18 protein-coding genes are annotated in these 22,030 nt (G+C 70.0%); 14 read left to right on the forward strand and 4 right to left on the reverse strand.

Translation table 11 applies throughout. The features are described 5' to 3' along the window. Positions 1-99: 99 nt before the first annotated feature. The 12 genes from ACIBJH_RS14205 (at position 100) to cimA (ending at position 13,954) form a co-directional block, all read left to right on the forward strand. Positions 100-1,143: a 3-isopropylmalate dehydrogenase gene (locus ACIBJH_RS14205; protein ID WP_399117121.1), complete on the forward strand. Its 1,044-nt coding sequence runs from the start codon at positions 100-102 to the stop codon at positions 1,141-1,143. A gap of 252 nt (positions 1,144-1,395) precedes the next feature. Continuing rightward, positions 1,396-2,484 carry a branched-chain amino acid aminotransferase gene (locus ACIBJH_RS14210; protein ID WP_399117122.1) on the forward strand — a complete coding sequence of 363 codons (1,089 nt, stop codon included), beginning with the start codon at positions 1,396-1,398 and terminating at the stop codon, positions 2,482-2,484. A gap of 92 nt (positions 2,485-2,576) precedes the next feature. Beyond that, complete coding sequence (locus ACIBJH_RS14215) at positions 2,577-3,647, forward strand: hypothetical protein (protein WP_399117123.1); 1,071 nt, start codon at positions 2,577-2,579, stop codon at positions 3,645-3,647. Between the two features lie 13 nt (positions 3,648-3,660). Then, entirely contained in the window at positions 3,661-4,983 is a 1,323-nt protein-coding gene (locus ACIBJH_RS14220; RefSeq protein WP_399117124.1) for a KamA family radical SAM protein, read from the forward strand. After that, on the forward strand, positions 4,984-5,202 hold the full coding sequence (locus ACIBJH_RS14225) for a hypothetical protein (RefSeq protein ID WP_399117125.1): 219 nt from the start codon (positions 4,984-4,986) through the stop codon (positions 5,200-5,202). A 156-nt stretch (positions 5,203-5,358) separates the two neighbouring features. Further along, positions 5,359-6,042 (forward strand): urease subunit gamma, encoded by a 684-nt coding sequence (gene ureA / locus ACIBJH_RS14230; protein WP_399117374.1) that lies wholly within the window; start codon positions 5,359-5,361, stop codon positions 6,040-6,042. Continuing rightward, positions 6,039-7,712 (forward strand): urease subunit alpha, encoded by a 1,674-nt coding sequence (locus tag ACIBJH_RS14235; RefSeq protein ID WP_399117126.1) that lies wholly within the window; start codon positions 6,039-6,041, stop codon positions 7,710-7,712. The genes ureA and ACIBJH_RS14235 overlap by 4 nt, the downstream gene beginning before the upstream one ends. An 18-nt stretch (positions 7,713-7,730) precedes the next feature. Continuing rightward, the gene (locus ACIBJH_RS14240; protein WP_399117127.1) at positions 7,731-8,747 is read left to right on the forward strand and encodes an agmatine/peptidylarginine deiminase; all 1,017 of its coding nucleotides are present in this window, start codon (positions 7,731-7,733) and stop codon (positions 8,745-8,747) included. A gap of 11 nt (positions 8,748-8,758) precedes the next feature. Further along, positions 8,759-9,364 (forward strand): TetR/AcrR family transcriptional regulator, encoded by a 606-nt coding sequence (locus ACIBJH_RS14245; protein ID WP_399117128.1) that lies wholly within the window; start codon positions 8,759-8,761, stop codon positions 9,362-9,364. A 123-nt stretch (positions 9,365-9,487) separates the two neighbouring features. Continuing rightward, positions 9,488-10,744, forward strand: a complete 1,257-nt coding sequence (locus tag ACIBJH_RS14250) for a TolB family protein (protein WP_399117129.1) — start codon at positions 9,488-9,490, stop codon at positions 10,742-10,744. A 35-nt stretch (positions 10,745-10,779) separates the two neighbouring features. Beyond that, complete coding sequence (locus ACIBJH_RS14255) at positions 10,780-12,039, forward strand: TolB family protein (RefSeq protein ID WP_399117130.1); 1,260 nt, start codon at positions 10,780-10,782, stop codon at positions 12,037-12,039. Positions 12,040-12,349: 310 nt separating this feature from the next. Beyond that, the gene (cimA, locus tag ACIBJH_RS14260) at positions 12,350-13,954 is read left to right on the forward strand and encodes a citramalate synthase (protein ID WP_399117131.1); all 1,605 of its coding nucleotides are present in this window, start codon (positions 12,350-12,352) and stop codon (positions 13,952-13,954) included. 7 nt (positions 13,955-13,961) lie between these two features. Here cimA and ACIBJH_RS14265 read toward each other — a convergent pair whose 3' ends face one another. From ACIBJH_RS14265 to ACIBJH_RS14275, 3 genes are read right to left on the reverse strand one after another with little or no spacing between them, the layout of a single operon-like run. Next, positions 13,962-14,468, reverse strand: a complete 507-nt coding sequence (locus ACIBJH_RS14265) for a hypothetical protein (protein ID WP_399117132.1) — start codon at positions 14,466-14,468, stop codon at positions 13,962-13,964. Further along, a complete protein-coding gene (locus ACIBJH_RS14270) occupies positions 14,462-15,007 on the reverse strand; it encodes a hypothetical protein (RefSeq protein WP_399117133.1) in 546 nt (181 codons plus the stop codon). Before ACIBJH_RS14270 ends, ACIBJH_RS14265 begins: the two co-directional genes overlap by 7 nt. Before the next feature lie 40 nt (positions 15,008-15,047). Next, the gene (locus ACIBJH_RS14275) at positions 15,048-16,922 is read right to left on the reverse strand and encodes a ricin-type beta-trefoil lectin domain protein (RefSeq protein ID WP_399117134.1); all 1,875 of its coding nucleotides are present in this window, start codon (positions 16,920-16,922) and stop codon (positions 15,048-15,050) included. A gap of 134 nt (positions 16,923-17,056) precedes the next feature. Between ACIBJH_RS14275 and ACIBJH_RS14280 the strand changes: the two genes are divergently transcribed. Together ACIBJH_RS14280 and ACIBJH_RS14285 are read left to right on the forward strand one after the other, a co-directional pair. Then, entirely contained in the window at positions 17,057-20,068 is a 3,012-nt protein-coding gene (locus ACIBJH_RS14280) for a glycoside hydrolase family 3 protein (protein ID WP_399117135.1), read from the forward strand. Positions 20,069-20,173: 105 nt separating this feature from the next. After that, entirely contained in the window at positions 20,174-21,520 is a 1,347-nt protein-coding gene (locus ACIBJH_RS14285; protein WP_399117136.1) for a hypothetical protein, read from the forward strand. A gap of 90 nt (positions 21,521-21,610) precedes the next feature. Here the strand turns inward: ACIBJH_RS14285 and ACIBJH_RS14290 are convergent, their stop codons facing one another. Continuing rightward, entirely contained in the window at positions 21,611-22,030 is a 420-nt protein-coding gene (locus tag ACIBJH_RS14290; RefSeq protein WP_399117137.1) for a MarR family winged helix-turn-helix transcriptional regulator, read from the reverse strand.

Genomic DNA, 22,030 nt, shown 5'->3' on the forward strand with positions numbered 1-22,030 from the left:
GGGTGAACGTACGTCGAACGGCCGACGCCGATGGCCGAGATGCGTCCGCATCATGGACACCCGGTGTCATCCCATGGGACGCGGAGTACGGTGTCGGGCATGTCTCGCAGCATCGATCTCGCAGTGATCCCCGGTGACGGCATCGGTCAGGAAGTCGTGGCCGAAGGTCTCAAGGTCCTCTCCGCCGTCCTTCCGCAGGACGTGAAGCTGGAGACCAAGGAGTTCGACTTCGGCGCCCGCCGCTACCACGCGACCGGTGAGACCCTCACCGACGCCGACCTGGCCGCGCTGAAGCCGCACGACGCGATTCTGCTGGGTGCGATCGGTGACCCGTCGGTCCCGTCCGGTGTGCTTGAGCGCGGCTTCCTGCTGAAGCTGCGGTTCGCCTTCGACCACCACGTCAACCTGCGGCCGAGCAAGCTGCTCCCGGGTGTGGCGACCCCGCTCGCCGGTGAGCCGGAGATCGACTTCGTCGTGGTCCGCGAGGGCACCGAGGGCCCGTACACCGGCAACGGCGGCACCATCCGCAAGGGCACCGAGCACGAGGTCGCCACCGAGGTCTCCGTCAACACGGCCTTCGGTGTCGAGCGCGTCGTCCGGGACGCCTTCGCCCGCGCCCAGGCCCGTCCGCGCAAGAAGCTCACGCTGGTCCACAAGAACAACGTGCTGACCTTCGCGGGCCACCTGTGGACGAACGTCTTCAACAAGGTCGCGGCCGAGTTCCCCGAGGTCACCACCGACTACATCCACGTCGACGCGGCGACGATCTACCTCGTCACCGACCCGGCCCGCTTCGACGTGATCGTCACCGACAACCTCTTCGGCGACATCATCACCGACCTCGCCGCGGCCGTCTCCGGCGGCATCGGCGTCGCCGCGAGCGGGAACATCAACCCGTCCGGCGAATTCCCCTCGATGTTCGAGCCCGTGCACGGCTCCGCGCCCGACATCGCGGGCCAGGGCAAGGCCGACCCCACCGCCACGGTCCTGTCCGTCGCCCTCCTGCTGCGCCACCTCGGCTACGAGGCCGAGGCCGTGCGCATCGAGGAGGCCGTCTCCGCCGACCTCGCGGAGCGCACCGGAAAGCCCGCGCGCAGCACCACCGAGATCGGCGACGCGCTCGCCGTACGAGTAGCCGGCTGACCCTGCCGCCACTCGAATTCTTTCGAAGCCGCCGGGTCGCATCCGCACCCGGCGGCTTTCGCTATGTCCCCGCCGGGTGCCACCATCATCCCTGGGTCGCATTCACGCCGTTTTCGTCCACGGTCCTCCTCGCGCGATAATCGAACGTGGGGCCGCGGAATGAGGGAATGCTCGGACGTCCTAACACTGGCCACTGGCAGTCGAGGGCGTGAGCGCGGCCCGTCACACACAACCGGTGAAGGACAACCACTCATGACGACGCCCACGATCGAGCTCAAGCCCTCGGCCTCGCCACTTTCCGCCGCCGAGCGCGACGCGATTCTGGCGAACCCCGGGTTCGGCCGCCACTTCACCGACCACATGGTGACGATCAAGTGGACCGAGGGCCGCGGCTGGCACGACGGCCAGCTCGTGCCGTACGGCCCGATCTCCCTCGACCCCTCGACGCACGTCCTGCACTACGGCCAGGAGATCTTCGAGGGCCTCAAGGCCTACCGGCAGGCCGACGGCTCGGTCGCGGTCTTCCGCCCCGAGGCCAACGCCCGCCGCTTCCGCAACTCCGCCCGCCGGATGGCCATGGCCGAGATGCCCGAGGAACTCTTCATCGAGGCCCTCGACGTGCTGCTCGGACAGGACGCCGCCTGGGTCCCGCCGCACGGTGGCGAGGCCTCCCTCTACCTGCGCCCGTTCATGTTCGCCACGGAGGCCGCGCTCGGCGTCCACCCGGCCAACGAGTACCTGTTCATGCTGATCGCCTCCCCGTCCGGCGCCTACTTCGCCGGCGGGGTCAAGCCGGTCACCATCTGGGTCTCCGAGGACTACGTCCGCGCCGTCCCCGGCGGCACCGGCGACGCCAAGACGGGCGGCAACTACGCGGCCTCCCTGCTCCCGCAGGCCGAGGCCGCCCGCAACGGCTGCGACCAGGTCGTCTACCTCGACGCGGTGACCCGCACCAAGGTCGAGGAGTCCGGCAGCATGAACATCGCCTTCGTGTACGGCGACCGCATCGTCACCCCCGCCCTGACCGGTTCGATCCTGGAGGGCATCACCCGCGACTCCCTCCTCCAGGTCGCCCGCGACCTCGGCTACACCGCCGAGGAAGGCGTGGTCACCCTCCAGCAGTGGCGCGAGGACGCCGCGTCCGGCGCCCTCACCGAGGTCTTCGCCTGCGGTACCGCGGCGGTCGTGACCCCCATCGGCCACGCCAAGACCAAGGAGTCCGCCTGGACCCACGGCGACGGCACCCCGGGCCCGGTGACCCTGCGCCTGCGCGAGGCGCTGCTGGGTATCCAGCGGGGGGCCGTGGAGGACAGGCACGGCTGGATGCACAAGCTGGGCTGAGCCCGGCCTCCCGCCGGACTCCGGTACTTCGTTCGACGCGTAACGCCTCCCCCGTACGGGTATCTCCTGAATCCACGGGGGAGGGGGTACGGGTGAACGGACGGTCGCCGCTGGCGAGGCCGCGCTGGCTGTTCCGTGCCCTGCGCACCCCGCGCCGCCCGCAGAGCCTCACCGTGCTCCTCCTGCTCGCCGCCTGCGCCGGCCTGTTGCTGTGGTTCGCCACGCGCATGGACAACTACGGCGAGAACCTCGCCCTCAACCTTGGCACCGACATCGTCGGCGTCGTCATCACCGTCTTCGTGATCGGCCCGCTGATCTCCCGTGCCCAGGAGGGCCGGGTCCGCGAGCACACCCGGCTCGACTACGAGTGGTTCAGTGCCCAGGTCTACGGCTCGACGTCGAACGTGAAGGTGCTGGACACCTTCTCCAACCTGTTCGGCCCCCAGTACTCCGAACGCCTCTTCCGCGGCATCAAGTCCGCCACCGCGCACGGCGCCCGGGTGCAGATCCTGCTGCTGGACCCCGACTCCCTCGCCGTGATCCTGCGCGGGCGCGAACTCGGCGAGCAGAGCGCCGACATCCGCCGCGACATCATGCGCAACCTGCGCACGCTCGGCCACTTCGCGCGCCGACTCGACGACACCTCACGCCAGTTCCTCGAAGTCCGGCTCTGCTCGACCTCGCCGGGCGTGACCCTCTACCGCTGGGACGAACGCTCCCTGGTCTCCTTCCTCACCGTCGGCCGCCTCTCCGGCGAGGGCGTCCAACTCGAAGTCGCCGTCCGCTCCCCGCTCGGCGCCTTCGTGGAGCAGCGCTTCGACGAACTGTGGCAGCAGAGCAAGCCGATGGAACGGTTCACCCATCTGCCGGTGACCCTGGTCGACGCGACCGACGGCCGCCGGGAGTTCACCTGCCGCTTCGTCTACGTCGACGACAGCCCGTATGTCGCCGGGCACGACCTCGTCTCCTACATGGCACGCCATCGCCTCGACCAACTCTCCGCGTACAGCGAGAACTTGACCGTGCCGGGGGCCCACGAACTGATCGTCGTGGACGACGAGAGCGACCTGCATGAGCTGCTGAGACAGCACTTCGCGGAGAAGTACGATGCGTCGGCGACCGCATTCGTCGAACTGCGGCCGGCGGTCCTGGTCACGGAATAGAGGCCCTGCACCAATGAGTTCAGCGCTCCACCTCGCTCCACCACACACGAGCACCCGATTTCGCGCCTTCACACCCCGCGACCTGGACGGCCTGCTGAAACGCGTGTCCCTGCCGGCCACCGAACGGCTCGCCCTGCGGGCCGTCTCCTCGGTGCTGCCCTTCCGTACGAACAGTTACGTCGTCGACGAGCTGATCGACTGGTCGGCGGTGCCGGACGACCCGATCTTCCGGCTGACGTTCCCACAGGCCGGGATGTTGCCCGAGCCCGACCTCAAGCAGATGGCCGACCTCCTCTCCCAGGAGGCGCCGAAGGCCGAAGTCCTGCGCACGGCCCACGAGATCAGGATGAAGCTGAACCCGCACCCCTCGGGCCAGCTCGACGCCAACGTGCCCGTGCACGAGGGCGAGCGGCTGGAGGGACTCCAGCACAAGTACCCGGAAACCGTGCTGGTCTTCCCGCGCCAGGGCCAGACCTGCCACGCCTACTGCACGTACTGCTTCCGCTGGCCGCAGTTCGTCGGCGAGTCCGAACTCCGCATCGCCACCGACGACATCGCGACCACGTCCGCGTACCTCCGCGCCCACCCCGAGGTCACCAGCACGCTGATCACCGGCGGCGACCCCTTGGTCATGAGCACGGAGGTCCTTCGCCGTTACGTCGACCCCCTCCTCGACATCGACACGATCCGCTCGATCCGCATCGGCACCAAGTCCCTGGCGTTCTGGCCGTACCGCTTCACGACCGACCGCGACGCCGACGACCTGCTCCGCCTCTTCGAGAGGGTGGTGGCGAGCGGCCGTCACCTGGCGCTGATGGCCCACTTCACCCACCCCCAGGAACTGCGCCCGCCGGTCGTACGGGAGGCGATGCGCCGGGTGCGGGGCACGGGCGCCGTGATCCGCTGCCAGGGGCCGCTGGTGGCCGGCATCAACGACAGCGCCGAGGCCTGGGCCGAACTGTGGGACGAGACGACCACGCTCGGCGCGGTGCCGTACTACCAGTTCGTCGAGCGCGACACCGGCCCCCAGGGCTACTTCGGCGTCCCGCTGGCCCGCGGCCACCAGATCTTCCGCGACGCCTACGCCCGTGTCTCCGGCCTCGCCCGCACGGTCCGCGGCCCGGTCATGTCCGCGATGCCGGGCAAGGTCTGCGTCGACGGCATCGCGGAGGTGGCCGGCGAGAAGGTCTTCGTCCTCCACCTGATCCAGGCCCGCGACCCGTCCCTGGTCGACCGCCCGTTCTTCGCGGCCTACGACGAGACCGCGACGTGGTTCACGGACCTGAGGCCGGCGTTCGGGGCGAGCGAGTTCCTGCCGGGGCTGGAGGTGGGGTGAATGGGCGCCGCATCATCCCAACCGTCGGCCGCGGTAGCTGGGCTCTCGCTGGCCCTGGCCTTCCTGATTTCGCTCGTGATCGCGCTGACCGCCGTGATCATCAACCGGAGTCCGGGCAGCCGGTTCGTGGACATCCTGCCGATGGCCGCCACCGTGTTCGCGGCCAGCATGGGGATTGCACTGGCCAGCCTTGCGGGCTTGGGACTGCTGAGGTCCTAGAACCGGCTTTCGGCGCGGGCGAGCCGCTGCCGGGCTCGGACATCTAGAGCACCGCACAAGCTGACACCGAAGGCATCGCACCACTTCAAACGGACTTGTTTCCTTTTTCCGTGACCCGAGTTTAGAGTGCTGCTCTAAATGAAGGGACGGATCCTCATGCGGCTCACCCCCACCGAACGCGACCGCCTGCTGCTCTTCGGTGCCGCCGAGCTGGCCCGCGCCCGCAAGGCGCGCGGGCTGCGGCTCAACGTGCCGGAGGCCACCGCGCTCATCGCGGACACGGTGTGCGAGGCGGCCCGGGACGGCGTCAGGCTCGCTCTCGCGATCGAGCGCGCCCGGTCGGTCCTGGGGCCCGACGACGTCCTGCCGGGCGTCGCCGACGTCGTCACCGAGGTCCACGTCGAGGCGGTCTTCGACGACGGCTCCCGGCTCGCGATCGTCTCCGACCCCATCGGCGGCGGAGCGCTCGCGGACCACGCCCCGGGCGCGCTCCTCCCCGGCCCCGCGCACGCCGAGCCCGAGGCGGTCGTCCGGCTCACCGTCACCAACACCGCGACCGTCCCCGTCTCCGTGACCTCCCACTTCCACTTCTTCGAGGCCAACCCGCGCCTCGACTTCCCGCGCGCCGAGGCCTACGGCATGCGGCTCGCCGTCCCCGCCGGATCCTCCGTCCGCTTCGGCCCCGGCGAGAGCGCCGAGGTCGGTCTGCTGCCGATCGGCGGCGAGCGCATCGCGATCGGCTTCGCCGGCCTCGTCGACGGCCCGCTGGACGCGCCGGGCGCGAAGGAAGAAGCCCTGCGCCGGGCAACTGCCTGCGGCTACCTGGGAGTTGAGCTGTGAACCCGTACGAGTACGCCGCCACCCATGGCCCCCGCGCCGGCGACCGCCTCCGCCTCGGCGACTCGGGCCTGACGATCCGCGTCGAGTCCGACTCGCAGCGCTACGGCGACGAGTTTCTCGCCGGCTTCGGCAAGACGGCCCGCGACGGACTTCACCTCAAGGCCGCCGCCGTCCGCGAGACCTGCGATGTGGTCGTCAGCAATGTCGTCGTGATCGACGCCGCGCAGGGTGTCCGGAAGGTGTCCATCGGGATCAGGGAAGGGCGCATCTGCTCGATCGGGCGGGCCGGCAACCCCGACACCCTCGACGGGGTCGATGTCGTCGTCGGCACCGGTACGTCCATCGTCTCCGGCGAGGGGCTCATCGCCACCGCCGGTGCCGTCGACGCCCATGTGCACCTGCTGTCGCCGCGCATCATGGAGGCCTCCCTCGCCTCCGGGGTCACCACGATCATCGGGCAGGAGTTCGGCCCGGTGTGGGGCGTCGGGGTCAACTCGCCCTGGGCACTGCGCCACGCCTTCAACGCCTTCGACGCCTGGCCGGTCAACATCGGCTTCCTGGGCCGGGGTTCGTCGTCCGACGCGGCCCCGCTGGTGGAGGCGCTGGCCGAGGGCGGCGCGTCCGGCTTCAAGGTGCACGAGGACATGGGCGCCCACACCCGCGCGCTGGACACCGCGTTGCGGGTCGCCGAGGAGTACGACGTCCAAGTCGCCCTGCACAGCGACGGGTTGAACGAATGTCTGTCCGTCGAGGACACCCTGCGCGTGCTCGAAGGGCGCACCATCCACGCCTTCCACATCGAGGGCTGCGGCGGCGGACACGTGCCGAATGTGTTGAAAATGGCGGGAGTTCCGAACGTCATCGGCTCCTCCACCAACCCCACCCTCCCCTTCGGCCGGGACGCGGTAGCCGAGCACTACGGCATGATCGTCTCCGTCCACGACCTGAAGACCGACCTGCCCGGCGACGCGGCGATGGCCCGCGACCGCATCCGCGCCGGGACGATGGGCGCCGAGGACGTGCTGCACGACCTGGGCGCGATCGGCATCACCTCGTCCGACGCGCAGGGCATGGGCAGGGCGGGGGAGACGGTCCGCCGTACGTTCGCGATGGCCGGGAAGATGAAGGCGGAGTTCGGCGCACCGTCCTGTGACGACGACAACGAACGCGTCCTGCGCTACATCGCCAAGCTGACCATCAACCCCGCGATCGCGCACGGACTTTCGCACGAGGTGGGGTCGCTGGAGGCCGGCAAGCTCGCCGACATCGTGCTGTGGCGGCCCGAGTACTTCGGCGCGAAACCGCAGCTGGTGCTGAAGTCCGGATTCCCGGCGTACGGCGTGGTCGGCGACCCCAACGCGGCGACCGACACCTGCGAACCCCTCGTCCTGGGACCGCAGTTCGGCGCGCACGGCAGCACGCCCGCCGACATCTCCGTGGCGTTCGTCGCACAGGCGGCCCTGGACCAGGGCGGGGACTCCATGCCGACTCGCCGCCGCCGCGTGGCAGTTCGCGGTACGCGCGGCATCGGCCCCGCCGACTTGCGCCTCAACTCCCGTACCGGAGTGGTCGACGTCGACCAGCGCACCGGCCTGGTCACCCTGGACGGCGAGCCGATCCGCTCCGAACCGGCCGAGTCCGTCGCCCTCAACCGCCTCTACTTCCTCTAGGCCCCCCCGGAGTTCCTCATGACCTATCGCATGCCCCCCGAGTGGGCCCCGCACGAGCGGACCTGGATGGCCTGGCCCGGACCCAACCCCACCTTCGCCACCGCCGAGGAACTGGCGGAGGCGCGTGCCGCGTGGGCGTCCGTGGCCCGCGCCGTGCGCCGCTTCGAACCGGTGACGATGGTGCACGGGCCCGGCCAGGGCGAGGGGGCGCGCGAGCTGCTCGGCCCGGACGTCGACCTGGTCGAGCGCGACCTCGACGACGCCTGGATGCGGGACATCGGCCCGACATTCGTCACCGACGGCTCTCAACTGGCCGCCGTGGACTGGACGTTCAACGGCTGGGGAGCCCAGGACTGGGCCCGCTGGGAGCACGACTCCAAGATCGCCCGCCATGTCGCCGACCTGACCGGAGTCCCGGTGCTCAGCAGCACGCTGGTCAACGAGGGCGGCGCGATCCACGTCGACGGCGAGGGCACGGTCCTGCTCACCGAGACCGTCCAGCTCGGCGCCGGCCGCAACCCCGGCTGGACGCGCGAGCAGGTCGAGGCGGAGATCCACGCCAGGCTCGGCACCACAAAGGCCATCTGGCTCCCGCACGGCCTCACCGGCGACTACGGCGTCTACGGCACCCAGGGCCACGTCGACATCGTCGCGGCCTTCGCCCGGCCCGGCACCGTACTGGTCCACAGCCAGCGCGACCCTGCCCACCCGGACCACGCCCGCTCCCAGGAGTACCTGGCGCTCCTGCGGGCCGAGACCGACGCGAAGGGCCGCCCGCTGGAGGTCGTGGAGGTCCCGGCGCCGACCGTCCTCAAGGACGAGGACGGCGACTGGGTCGACTACTCCTACATCAACCACTACCTCTGCAACGGCGGGGTCGTGCTCTGCGCCTTCGACGACCCGCACGACGAGGTCGCGGCCGGGATCCTCCGGGGCCTCTTCCCCGAGCGGACGGTGACGCCGGTGGACGCCCGTACGATCTTCGCGGGCGGTGGCGGTATCCACTGCGTCACGCAACAGCAGCCGAGGGTTTAGGGAGTCGGGCGATGGCCGGTGCGCGGAAGAACGCGCCGCCGCGCGAGGAGGTCCTCGCCGCAGCCATGCGGATGATCGCCGAACGCGGTCTGGAACAGCTCACCATGGCGGCGCTCGGCCGCGAGGTCGGCATGAGCAGCGGCCATCTCCTCTACTACTTCCACTCCAAGGACGAACTGCTCCTCCAGACCCTGGAGTGGAGCGAGGGCAGGCTCGGCGCGGAGCGCGGACGGCTCCTCACCCGCACGGCCTCCGCGCGCCGACGCCTGGACGCCTACGTCGACCTGTACGTCCCCGACGGCCACCGCGACCCGCACTGGACGCTCTGGCTTGAGGTCTGGAACCGCTCGCAGAGCGCTGCCGCCGATGCTGTGGCACGTGACCGGCAGGCCGCCATCGAGGGCGTCTGGCACCGCGACCTCGTCGCCCTGATCGCGGAGGGCGTCTCGCGCGGCGAGTTCCGCCGCGTCGACCCCGACCGCTTCGCGGCCCGCCTCCGTGCCCTCCTCGACGGCTTCTCCATCCACGTGGCGATCGGCCTGCGCGGCACGGACCGGGCACAAGTTCTCGGCCATGTAAGGGAGTTCGTGGAGGAAGGGCTTCTCGCGGACGCGTGACCTTCCGCCCCGGTTGTACGCAATACGGCCGATTGACCCTGTAGCGCGTGGTGCGTTTGCCTCAAAGGGAGCCCTCGGCGCAAGGGCCAGGGGGAAGACAAGGTTTCGGGGGGAACCATGTTCATGTCCGCACGCATCACAGTCGGCCTGGCCGCCGGCGTCGTGCTCGCCTGCACCGCGGTGACCGCTACCGCCGCACCGCACGCACCCCGCGTCGAGCGGATCAGCACCGGCACGCACCACACCCAGGCCGACGGCGCCTCCAGCGCACCCGCGATCAGCGCGAACGGCCGCTATGTGGCGTTCACCTCGGCCGCGACCAACCTCGTCACCGGCGACCGCAACGGCGTCGCCGACGTCTTCCTCCGCGATCTGCGCACCGGTCGTACCCAGCGCGTCGCCGAGGGCCCGGCGAGCGATCCCGCGCTGAGTGCGGACGGCCGCTACATCGTTTTCGCCACGAAGGCCGCGCTCACGAAGGGGGACCGCAACGGTGCCAGTGACATCTACCTCCGCGATCTGAAGACCCGTCGCATCGAGCGCATCAGCACGGGCCATGCGGCGATCCCGCCGCGCTACGAACTCAACTACGAGCCCAGCATCAGCGGGAACGGCCGCTACGTCGCCTACAGCACCGCCGCCGAGGACGCCGCGCCCGGTGACACCAACGGCCGGGACGACGTGATCGTCCACGACCGCAGGACCGGCCGGAACGAACTGGTCCAATTCAACACCGACGGTACCGAGGGCGACAGCGACTCCTTCCAGGCCACGTTCGGCACCGACGGCCGCTATGTGGCGTTCGTGACGGCGGCGCGGTTGGACCCGGCGCACGACTGGACCCACGGCACGAACGTGTATGTGCGCGACCGGGCCAGGGGAACCACCGAGCAGGTCAGCATCCCCACCCGCTTCGTCTACAAGAGCGGCTCCTTCGGACCGTCCATGAGCGCGAACGCCCGCCTGGTCGCCTTCTCCTCCAACGTCGACAGCCTCGTCTCCGGCGACACCAACAAGACGACCGACGTGTTCCTCTTCGACCGGACCAAGCAGACCACCGTCCGCCTCAGCACCGCGGCCGACGGCACCCAGGCCGACGGTGCGAGCCAGAGCGTCAGTCTGAGCGCCAACGGCCGCTACGCGGCGTTCAGTTCGAGGGCCGCGAACCTCGTCCCCGGCGACACCGACGGCGTCGCCGACATCTTCGTCAAGGACCTGCGCACCGGCGCGATCCAGCGGGTGACCGGTGCCGCGGACGGACCCTCGGACACCGTCGCCCTCGACGCGGACGGCGGGACCGCAGCGTTCTCCTCGACGGCCACGAACCTCGTCCCGCGCGACACCAACGGGGTCCCGGACGTGTTCATCCACCGGCAGTGAACGAACAGACCATCATCAACGGGGGGAAACAGATCATGGACATCAGAGCACGGGCCGCGTTGGCCACCGCCCTCGTCACCGCCGCGGTGACGCTGGCGGGCACGACGACGGCGAGCGCCGCACCCGAGGTGCCGTACACCGAGCGCGCGAGCGTCGCGCTGGGCGACGGGCAACTGGCCGAGGCCTCGTTCGGCGCGGCCGCGACGGACAGCGGAGTCGCGTTCACCTCGAACGGGGCCGCCTGGAGCGGTGACACCAACGGGCAGTCCGACGTGTACTACCGCGACGCGGCCGGAACCCATGTGGTCAGCAGTGCGGCACAGCCCAATACCATGGGCGACGGCCCCTCCTACGAACCGTCGGGCTGCGCGGCCGGCCGTTTCATCGCCTTCACCTCCCAGGCCGCCAACCTGACGTCGCCTCCGCGCGAGGACCACGACGGGCTGATCTACCTGCGCAATCGCAGCGTCGGCAAGATCAGTCCGCTCCCGCGCAGCTATGCGGGCGTGCCGTTCACGTCGATGGGCGATCCGGCGATCAGCTTCGACTGCCAGTGGGTCGCGTTCGTGGCCACGCTGCCCTCCACGCCCGACCACGTGGAGCAGTCCCGCATCTACCGCTACCGCGTCTACGACGGCTCGATCACACCGGTCAGCCAGATCTCCGAGGACAGCTCGCGCGCGGCGGGCCGTCCCTCGATCAGCGCCGACGGCCGCTACATCGCCTACCAGTACGCGATCCCGCACCCGGGCGGACCGGCCAACGACAGCGACATCTACGTCCGCGACATGGACACCGGGACCCTGGAGAAGGCGTCCGTCGCGTGCGACGGGGGAGACGCGAACCGCGAGTCCACCGGCCCGTCCATCAGCGCCGACGGCCGCACGGTGGCCTTCGACTCCTACGCCTCGAACCTCACCCGCGGCGACACCAACGGCAGCGCCAACGTCTTCGTCCGGAATCTGGACACGGGCCGTACCCGGCTGATCAAGGGCCAGGGCGGAGGCGCCTTCACCTACGGTGCCTCGCTCAGCGCGGACGGGCTCAAGGTCGCCTACGAGGCGGGGCGCCTGGCCGATCCGTCGGGACCGCGCCAGGTCTGGCTCGCGGACCTGTCGGACGGCACAGCCCGGCTCGTCAGCGTGAACGCGCAGGGAGCCCCGGGCGACGGCTCGTCCACGAGCCCGTCCGTGCGGCCCGACGGACTGGCGGTGTCCTTCCAGTCGTACGCCGACGACCTGGTGGCGGACGACACCAACGGCACGGTCGACGTGTTCGTACGGCACCTGGGCTGAACAGCACACTGTTCGCATCATGAGACGGACGGTGAGCGCGGGGGCGGTCTGTGCCAGACTGCCTCCGTGTTCTCGTTCGCCACGATTATTGGCAGCAGGCGCGCCGGTCCGCAGTGACCGCCTCGTACGACCAGGTACGGGCGATCACCGTCGTCACTCGACCCGCGCGCAGACCTCTCGCACCCGCGAGGGGTTTTTCGCTTTTCTGGCCCATCTTCAGCCGGGAAAGCAGTGCGAGGGATCATTGAGGGACGGTGGAGCCGGTCATTCCGGTACAGACCGAGATTCAGATCCTCAGGAGCCAGACACCATGACGGAAACCAGCGCACTCGACGATGCGTTCCACGTCTTCGACACGACCCTGCGTGACGGCGCGCAGCGGGAGGGCATCAACCTCACCGTCGCGGACAAGCTGGCCATCGCCCGGCACCTGGACGACTTCGGCGTCGGTTTCATCGAGGGCGGCTGGCCGGGCGCCAACCCGAGGGACACCGAGTTCTTCGCCCGCGCCCAGCAGGAGATCGACTTCAAGCACGCGCAGCTCGTCGCGTTCGGCGCCACCCGCCGCGCCGGCGCCAAGGCCGCCGAGGACCCGCAGGTCAAGGCGCTCCTGGACTCCGGCGCCGATGTGATCACCCTGGTCGCCAAGTCCCACGACCGGCATGTCGAACTGGCCCTGCGCACGACCCTCGACGAGAACCTGGAGATGGTCCGCGACACCGTGTCCCACCTGGTCGCCCAGGGCCGCCGCGTCTTCGTCGACTGCGAGCACTTCTTCGACGGCTACCGCGCCAACCCCGAGTACGCCAAGGCCGTCGTACGGTCCGCCGCCGAGGCCGGCGCGTCCGTCGTGATCCTCTGCGACACCAACGGCGGGATGCTCCCGGCACAGGTCCAGGCGGTCGTCGCCACCGTCCTCGCCGACACCGGCGCCCGGCTCGGCATCCACACCCAGGACGACACCGGCTGCGCGGTCGCCAACACCCTGGCCGCCGTCGACGCGGGCGCGACCCACGTCCAGTGCACGGCCAACGGCTACGGCGAGCGCGTCGGCAACGCCAACCTCTTCCCCGTGGTCGCCGCCCTGGAGCTGAAGTACGGCAAGAAGGTCCTCCCCGACGGCAAGCTCCGCGAGATGACCCGCATCTCGCACGCGATCGCCGAGGTCGTGAACCTCACCCCCTCCACGCACCAGCCCTACGTCGGCGTATCGGCCTTCGCCCACAAGGCCGGCCTGCACGCCTCCGCGATCAAGGTCGACCCGGACCTGTACCAGCACATCGACCCCGAGCAGGTCGGCAACACCATGCGGATGCTGGTCTCCGACATGGCCGGCCGCGCCTCCATCGAGCTCAAGGGCAAGGAACTCGGCGTCGACATCAGCGGCGACCGCGAACTGGTCGGCCGGGTCGTGGACCGCGTCAAGGAACGCGAACTCAAGGGCTACACCTACGAGGCGGCCGACGCCTCCTTCGAACTCCTCCTGCGCGCCGAGGCGGAGGGCAAGGCCCGCTCCTACTTCCAGGTCGAGTCCTGGCGCGCGATCGTCGAGGACCGCCCCGACGGCAGCCACGCCAACGAGGCCACGGTCAAGCTCTACGCCAAGGGCGAGCGCATCGTCGCCACCGCCGAGGGCAACGGCCCGGTCAACGCCCTGGACCGCGCCCTCCGGGTCGCCCTGGAGAAGATCTACCCCCAGCTCGCCAAGCTCGACCTCGTCGACTACAAGGTCCGCATCCTGGAAGGCGTCCACGGCACGTCCTCCACGACCCGCGTCCTGATCTCCACGTCCGACGGCTCGGGCGAGTGGTCGACGGTGGGCGTCGCGGAGAACGTCATCGCCGCGTCCTGGCAGGCGTTGGAGGACGCGTACACCTACGGCCTCCTCCGCGCCGGCGTCGAGCCCGCCAAGTAGCCGGTCCTCAGCAGGAGTTCTCGGCGAGTTTCTCGAACTCGCCGAGGCTCATGGCCTTGTCGTCGGCCCAGACCTGGCCGGGCTTGAGGGCGGTGATCTGCTCGGTCGTGAAGTCGACGATGCCGTTGTAGGAGTCGCCGGTGATGTAGTGCCCGAAGGTCATCGAGTAGTGGTATTTCGGCTGGAGTTGCTGCGCACCGCGATGCCGGGCCTTCCAGGCGGCCGGCGGCGAGAAGAGCGGGAACTCGGCGTCCCCGGTCAGCTTCTCCTTCCGCACGTCCCACCCCGTGGTGACCGGCCCGTCGTCGATCCCCCTGGCCCACCCGTCGAGCGACGGCGACTCATAACTGTCGTCCCCGCACGGCCGGATCAGCGCGTGCGGCACCCCGTCCGCCCCGAGCCGCACCCCGGCCAGCGGCAGATCGACGGCCGCGCATCCACTGAGCAGCAGACCCCCCGCCACCACACCCACGACCGCCGCCGCCCTCCGCCGGGCCCGCGCCCGGGTCAGCACTTGTCCGCCACGAGGTCGTCGAAGTCGTCCCGGCTCATCGCACGGTCGTCGGCCCAGACCTGGCCGGAGTGCAGCGACGTGAGGTCCTTCGCGGTGAAGTAGAGGTCGCCGGTGTACTGGACGCCGCCGCCGTGGAACACCTTGAACGTCAGGGAGTAGGTGCGCCCGGGCGCCAGTTTCTGAGGCCCGGTGGCCTCGGTCCGCCACGAGCGGGGCGGCTCGAAGAGTGGGAACGTCGTCGTGCCGAAGGGCTCCACCGGGGGCCCTATGAGCGGTGTCCGCCAACCGGTGTCCGAGTCCGGGCTGTCCGAGTCCGGGCTCTCCGGTGTCTCGCTCGCCCCGTCGACGGATTCCTCCTCGGTCCAACTGCCGAGGTCGATGTCCCCCGCGCGGTCGTGACCGCACGGCTTCACCAGCGCGACCGGCTGTCCGTCCGTGCCCAGCCAGGCCGCGGCCAGTGGCAGTCGCGCCGGACTGCACGCGCTGAGTAATCCCACCCCGGCCGTCACACCCACAACCGCCACTACGACACGTTTCATGTCCCGCCCCCCGTCGAGGGCGGGACACGACCCGCCCTGCCTACTGCAGATGCCACTTCTGGTTGGCGGCCCCCGTGCATGTCCAGATCTGTGCCCGCGTCCCGTTCGTCGATGAATTGCCCGTCACATCAAGGCACTTGTCGGCCGCCGTATTCACGACATCACCGGTGGAGGAGTTGTACGACCACTGTTGCGCAGCGGTTCCATTGCAGTCGTACAACTGCACCTTCGCCCCGTCGGCCGTCGAAGCCGACGTCACGTCGAGGCACTTGCCGAGCGAGCGCACCGTGCCGTCGGTGCCCACGGTCCACTGCTGCGCGGCCGAGCCGTTGCAGTCGTAGAGCTGGACGGCCGTGCCGTTGGTGGTCGAAGCACCGGCCACATCAAGGCACTTGCTCGCCAGGCCCACGAACGCACCCGTCTGGGCGCCCCCGCCGGACTGCGTCCCCGTCCAGGTGAAGGTCGCGGACGTCTTGCCAGGGAGGGAGTAAGTCGCGTGCTGGCCGCCCCAGTTGATGGTGACGGTCTTCGCGGTGGACGCGTCGTTGTAGGCGATCAGCGCCTTCGAGCCGTCCGGGTTGCGCCACGCCACGTTCGGCACGTTCGTGGACGCCGTCGAAGCGATCCGCTGCGCGCCCGGCCGGACGAACTTCGTCAGCTGGCCCATCGTGTAGTACTCGACCGTGTAGTCGACGGTCCCGCTCGCGCCGTCACCGTTGTGCACGGTGATGAGACCTGTGCAGGTGCCGCAACCTCCGTTGTGCGGGCCCATGTTCTGGTCCACGGCAAGGGACCACTTGGTGACCGACTTCGCCCAGTTGCGGGTGTAGTCGATGATGTTGTTCATGTCCTCGCGCTGCTGGTTGGCGATCCAGGTGCCGCCGGAGTGCTCGGTGCCGAAGGCGTCGAGGGTGGGGTACTGGTTGTGGACGGTGGTCTGCTTGGTGACCCCGCTGATGTCGCTGTAGCCGTGCCAGGCGATCCCGCCGAAGTTGGGGTTGGAGCGGACGGCCGCGTCGTCCACCGTCGAGGCCGCGTACGAGTCGTACACGTCCCAGTTCCAGTCGTGCGCCAGCACCTTCGTCGTCAGGCCGGACGCGTTGAGCTTCGGGAGCAGCTCGCTCTTGGTGAAGTAGGCGAGCCCGGACGCGTTCCAGCTCATCGACGGGTAGCCGGAACAGCAGGTCGGTTCGTTCTGGACGGTCACGTACGAGACCGGGACGCCCTGGTCCTTGTACGCCTGGAGGTACTTGACGAAGTAGTTGGCGTAGGCGCCGTAGTCCTCGGACTTCAGCCAGCCGCCGTTGAGCGAGCCGCTGTCCTTCATCCAGGCCGGGGCCGTCCATGGCGAGGCCATGACAGTCAGGGAGGGGTTGAGACTCAACGCCTGCTTGGTGAGCGGCACGACATCGGCCAGGTCGTGCGCGATCGAGAACGACGTGAGGTTCGGGTCGGTCGCGCCGGAGGCCACGTCGTCGTACGTGTACCCGTACCGCGCCAGGTCCGAGGCGCCCATCGGGTTGCGCAGGAACGACAGCCCGATCCCGTCCGTCGGCGAGAACAGCTTGGTCATGGTCGCGTTGCGGGTCGCCGTCGACAGCGCGCCGCTGCTGTTCATCAGCCAGGCCGCGGTGTCCGTGAAGGACGCGCCGCCGCCGGTGAAGGTCTGGTAGCGGGTGTTCTCGTCGACGGTGATGTTCTCGCCGCTGCCGCCCGTCCCGGAGGAGAAGGCGAACGGCGTCTGGGCCTGGAGGCCGCGCGTGACATGGCGTCCGGCGGCGTCGTCGGTGGTGGTGAGCCAGGCCGTGACCTGTTCACCGGCCGCGTGCGCGGGTGGTACGGCCGCGGTGAAGCCGGCCACGGAGAGCAGTCCGGCGAGCAGCAGCCGGGCCGTGCGGGGGGTTCTCCTGGACATGGATGCGTTAGCCCTTCCTGACGAGACGTCTTGACGGGTCTGCGGGCCGTTAGTTAACTCACGGCGTGATCTAAGTCATGAGTGAACTGTGCGATCCCAGAGTGAACCAGAGCTCCAGAGCCGAGGGAAGGTCCATGCCAAGAACCGCCCTGCTCGTTTCCACCGCCCTGTGCGCCGCGCTGCTGTCACCGGCCGCCGTGTCCCAGGCGGCGGCCGCCGCCGACCCCGCCCCCACCCCCGTCGACCGCTTCGAGGGCGAGGTGCCCTTCGCGAGTCAGCCCGCCGAGGGCATCTTCACCTGGGGCAGCGACAACGACGACCCGCCCCAGCTGGCCCTGACCGCGAGACCCGACGCCCCCGAGGGCGAGAAGGTACTCAGCGGCACCTACGACATCAGCGGCTACGGCGGCTTCACCCACGACTTCGCCGCGACCGAGCCCGCCCACGACTGGTCCGCCCATCAGGGCATCCGTTTCTGGTGGGACGGCCAGAACACGGGCAAGTCGAGCAACTTCGAGATCAAGGACGGCGGCGCCAACGGCGAGGCCTCCGAGCTGTGGACGACGTCCTTCACGGACGACTTCACCGGCTGGAAGCAGATCGAGATCCCGTTCACCAACTTCGTCTACCGCACGGACTACCAGCCCGTCGGCGGCATCGACCACGTCCTGGGCCTCACCCAGATGTGGGGCTACGCGGTCACCCTCCCCGTCGGCATCCACAGCCAATTCGCCATGGACGACGTCGAGTTGTACGGCAAGGCCGACCAGTCGCTGCGCGCGAACGTCACCACCGACTCGGCCGTCTACCCGGTCAAGGAGGGCGGTACGGCCACGGTCAAGGTCACCGTCGCCACCACCGGCTCCGCGCCGATCGACGACCCGGTGACCGTCGCCTACACCTCCGACGGCGGCACCGCCACCTCCGGCAAGGACTACACCCCGGTCTCCGGCACCCTCACCTTCCCGGCGGGCACCGCGTCCGGCACCACGCAGACCGTCACGGTCCGCACCCTCAAGGACAAGTCCGCGGAGAACGCCGAGACGATCCCGCTGAAGCTCACGGTCACCGGCGCCAAGGCCCCGACCGAGACGCCCCAGATCGTCATCGACGCGCACGGACTGCCGTACCTGGACAGCAAGTTGCCGATCAAGAAGCGCGTCGCCGACCTGGTGAAGCGCATGTCGCTGGAGGAGAAGGCCGGGCAGATGACCCAGGCCGAGCGCGGCGGCATCGGGACAGGCGGCGACATCGCCACCTACGACCTCGGCTCGCTGCTCTCCGGCGGCGGCTCGACCCCGACGCCCAACACGGCGGCGGCCTGGGCCAAGATGATCGACTCGTACCAACTCCGGGCGCAGGCAACGCGGTTCCAGATCCCGCTGATCTACGGCGTCGACGCCGTCCACGGCCACAACAACCTGGCCGGCGCCACGATCATGCCGCACAACATCGGCATCGGTGCCACCCGCGACCCCCAACTCGCCCAGAAAACAGGGTCGGTGACGGCCAGTGAGGTCCGCTCGACCGGTGTCCCGTGGGACTTCGCGCCCTGCCTCTGCGTCACCCGTGACGAACGCTGGGGCCGCTCCTACGAGTCCTTCGGCGAGGACCCGGCGCTCGTGCAGTCCATGGAGACGATGATCCAGGGTCTCCAAGGCGCCGCGAACGGCAAGCAGTTGAAGGACGACGACAAGGTCCTCGCCACCGCCAAGCACTTCGTCGGCGACGGCGGCACGGCCTACGGCTCCTCCACCACCGGCACCTACACCATCGACCAGGGCGTCACCACCGTCACCCGGCAGCAGCTGGAAGCCATCCACCTCGCGCCGTACCAGACGGCCGTCGACCGGGGCATCGGCACGGTCATGCCGTCCTACTCCTCGCTCGACATCGTCGGCGACGGCCTCGGCCCGGTGAAGATGCACGCCCGCGCCGACATGATCAACGGCGTCCTCAAGAACCGGATGGGCTTCGACGGCTTCGTCATCAGCGACTGGAACGCCATCGACCAGCTCCCCGGCGACTACGCGTCCCACGTCAGCACCTCGGTCAACGCGGGCGTCGACATGATGATGGTCCCGTACAGCTACAAGGACTTCACCTCGACCCTGATCGCCCAGGTGAAGGCCGGCGCCGTCACCGAGAAGCGCGTCGACGACGCCGTATCGCGCATCCTCACCCAGAAGTTCAAGCTCGGCCTCTTCGAGAAGCCGTACGCCGACACGAGCAACGCGGCGCAGATCGGCTCGACTTCGCACCGCGCGGTGGCGCGGCAGGCGGCGGCCGAGTCGCAGGTGCTGCTGAAGAACGCGAACGGCGTCCTGCCGCTGAAGAAGTCGCAGAAGGTCTACGTCGCCGGTTCCAACGCCGACGACCTCGGCAACCAGACCGGCGGCTGGACCATCACCTGGCAGGGCTCGTCCGGCACCAACACCACCGGCACGACGATCCTCCAGGGCATGAAGAACGCCGGCGGTGACGTCACGTACTCCAAGGACGCCTCCGCCCCGACCAGCGGCTACGACGTCGGTGTGGTCGTGGTCGGCGAGACCCCGTACGCCGAGGGCATCGGAGACGTCGGCAACGGCAACGACCTGACGTTGACCCCCGCCGACCAGGCAGCCGTGGACAAGGTGTGCGCGGCGATGAAGTGCGCGGTGCTGATCGTCTCCGGGCGCCCGCAGCTGATCGGCGACCGGCTCCCGAAGATCGACGCCGTGGTCGCCTCCTGGCTGCCCGGCACGGAGGGCGACGGCGTGGCCGACGTCCTCTACGGCAAGCGCTCCTTCACCGGTCAACTCCCGGTCACCTGGCCGAAGTCGGAGGCCCAGCTGCCGATCAACGTCGGCGACACGACGTACGATCCGCAGTTCCCGTACGGCTGGGGTCTGACGACCGTGTCGAAGGCGCCGACGGGTGGCGCGTCCACGCTGAAGGCGCTGGAGGCCTCGGCGGCGAAGGCCCGGTCGGCTGCGACGGGCAAGGCGCTCGTCACGCAGGCGCGGCTGATCGTCCAGCAGAAGGTGGGGCAGAACATCACGGCGGCGGTGTCGAAGCCGTTCGCCGACGCGGACCATCTGTTGTTGACCGGGAAGTACGCGGCGGCGGTGAAGAAGCTGGAGGAGGCGTACGGGGCGGCGTAGCCCGTTGCTGGAGGGGGCGGGGGCTGTTCGGTCGGCTGCGGCGTCGTCGTGGCCGGTCGCGCAGTTCCCCGCGCCCCTTCAGGGCGCTTCGGCTAGCGTCGGATTATGAAGGCTGTCGCTTGGGGCCGAAGCCTCCCGGGGCTGCTCGTGGCCCTGCTGCTCGCCGCGCTGACCATGGCGTCCCCGGCCGTCGCGGCGACCGGCGTGTCGGCGATCGGCCAGGCCCTGCGCGAGGGCCCGGTCTACGTCGACCCGGCGGCTTCCGGACTGCCGTCCGCCGACGCGCTCGCGCAGCGCATCAAGAAGGCCGACAAGCCGGTCTTCGTCGTGGTTCTCCCGGCCGGCTACCCGACGGCGAACCTCTTCACGGACCTGCGCACCGCCACCGGCATCACCGGCCTCTACGCGATCCGCCTCGGCGACCGTTTCGACGCCCGCGCGGACTCCTCGGTCCTGTCGAACGCGGCCGTGAAGAACCTGGTCGCCAGCGTGCAGGGCGAGGACGCGAAGACCCAGCTCGACGACTTCACCGACCGGGCCATCGCCAACATGGGCGGCTCGGCGCCCGCGTCCTGGGGCGGTTCCTCGGACAGCGGCGGGGGAGTCTCCGGTACCGCGCTGATCGTCGCGGGCGGGGTCCTGGTGGCCGGTGGCGCGGGGGCGTACACCCTCGTACGGCGTTCCCGCCGCCGCAGGCTGGAGGAGCAGCGGGCCGCCCTCGACAAGCTGCGGGTGGTGGTCGACGAGGACATCACGGCGTTCGGCGAGGAACTGGACCGGCTCGAATTCCACCCGGCGGAACCGGGCGCCGACGACGCGATGCGCGCCGACTACGAGCGTGCCCTCGACGCGTACGAGCAGGCGAAGTCGTACATGGCGGCGGCCACGAAACCCGAGGACGTCCGGTCCGTCACCCAGGCGCTGGAGGACGGCCGCTTCTCCCTCGCGCAGCTCGCCGCCCGCCGTGAGGGGCGCCCGTTGCCCGAGCGCCGCGCCCCCTGCTTCTTCGACCCGCGCCACGGCCCCTCGGTCGCCGACGCCACCTGGACCCCGGCCGGCGGCGCACCCCGCGAGGTCCCGGTCTGCGCGGCCGACCAGGCCCGGCTCGCGGACGGCCGGGACCCGATGATCCGCGAGGTCGACACGGACTACGGCCGCCGCCCGTACTGGGACGCGGGCCCGGCCTACGGCCCCTGGGCGGGCGGCTACTTCGGCGGCGGCCTCCTCCCCGGCCTGCTCGTCGGCACCCTGCTGGGCAGCATGATGTCCACGCCGTCGTACGCCTCCGACTACGGCACGGGTTACGGCGACTTCGGCAGTGGCGGCTACGACGGCGGCGATGTGTCCGGCGCGGACTTCGACCCCGGGGACTTCGGCGGCGGCTTCGGGGGAGGGGACTTCGGAGGGGGCGGAGACGGAGGAGGAGGCGGGGACTTCGGCGGGGGTTTCTGAGGCGCACGGCCACCCTGTAGGGGGCGCGGGGCTGTGACATTTGCGGCTCCGCCGCGCGGGTGCGACCAGCCCCCACCGACCCGCACCCGATCAACGACCTGCTAGCCGCTCCATAATCGCCCCCGCCAGTTCCAGCACCCCTCGCTCCGTCTCGCTCAACGACGCCAACGCCCCCGCCAACCACACATCCCGCTCAGCCATGTCCCGGTCCAACGCCTGCCGCCCCGCCGCCGTCAATGTGAGAACAGACTGCCGCCGATCCACCGCACTCGGTTCACGCGAGATCAACCCCTCCGCCTCCAGCTCGCCGAAGGCCCGCGTGAGCGACTGGGGCCGCTGCCGCTCGGCCACCGCGACCTCACCCGGCGTCGCCGAACCGTTCCGGTGCAGATGCCCGAGCACGATCAGCTGGTTCGGGGTGAGCCCGCCGTCGCCGCGCTCCTGTCGCAACCGCCGGTTCAGGCGTACGACACCGCGACGGATCCGGACGGCCTCGGAGAGATGATCCAT

This window comes from Streptomyces sp. NPDC050548 (assembly GCF_044457385.1).
GTDB lineage: Bacteria > Actinomycetota > Actinomycetes > Streptomycetales > Streptomycetaceae > Streptomyces.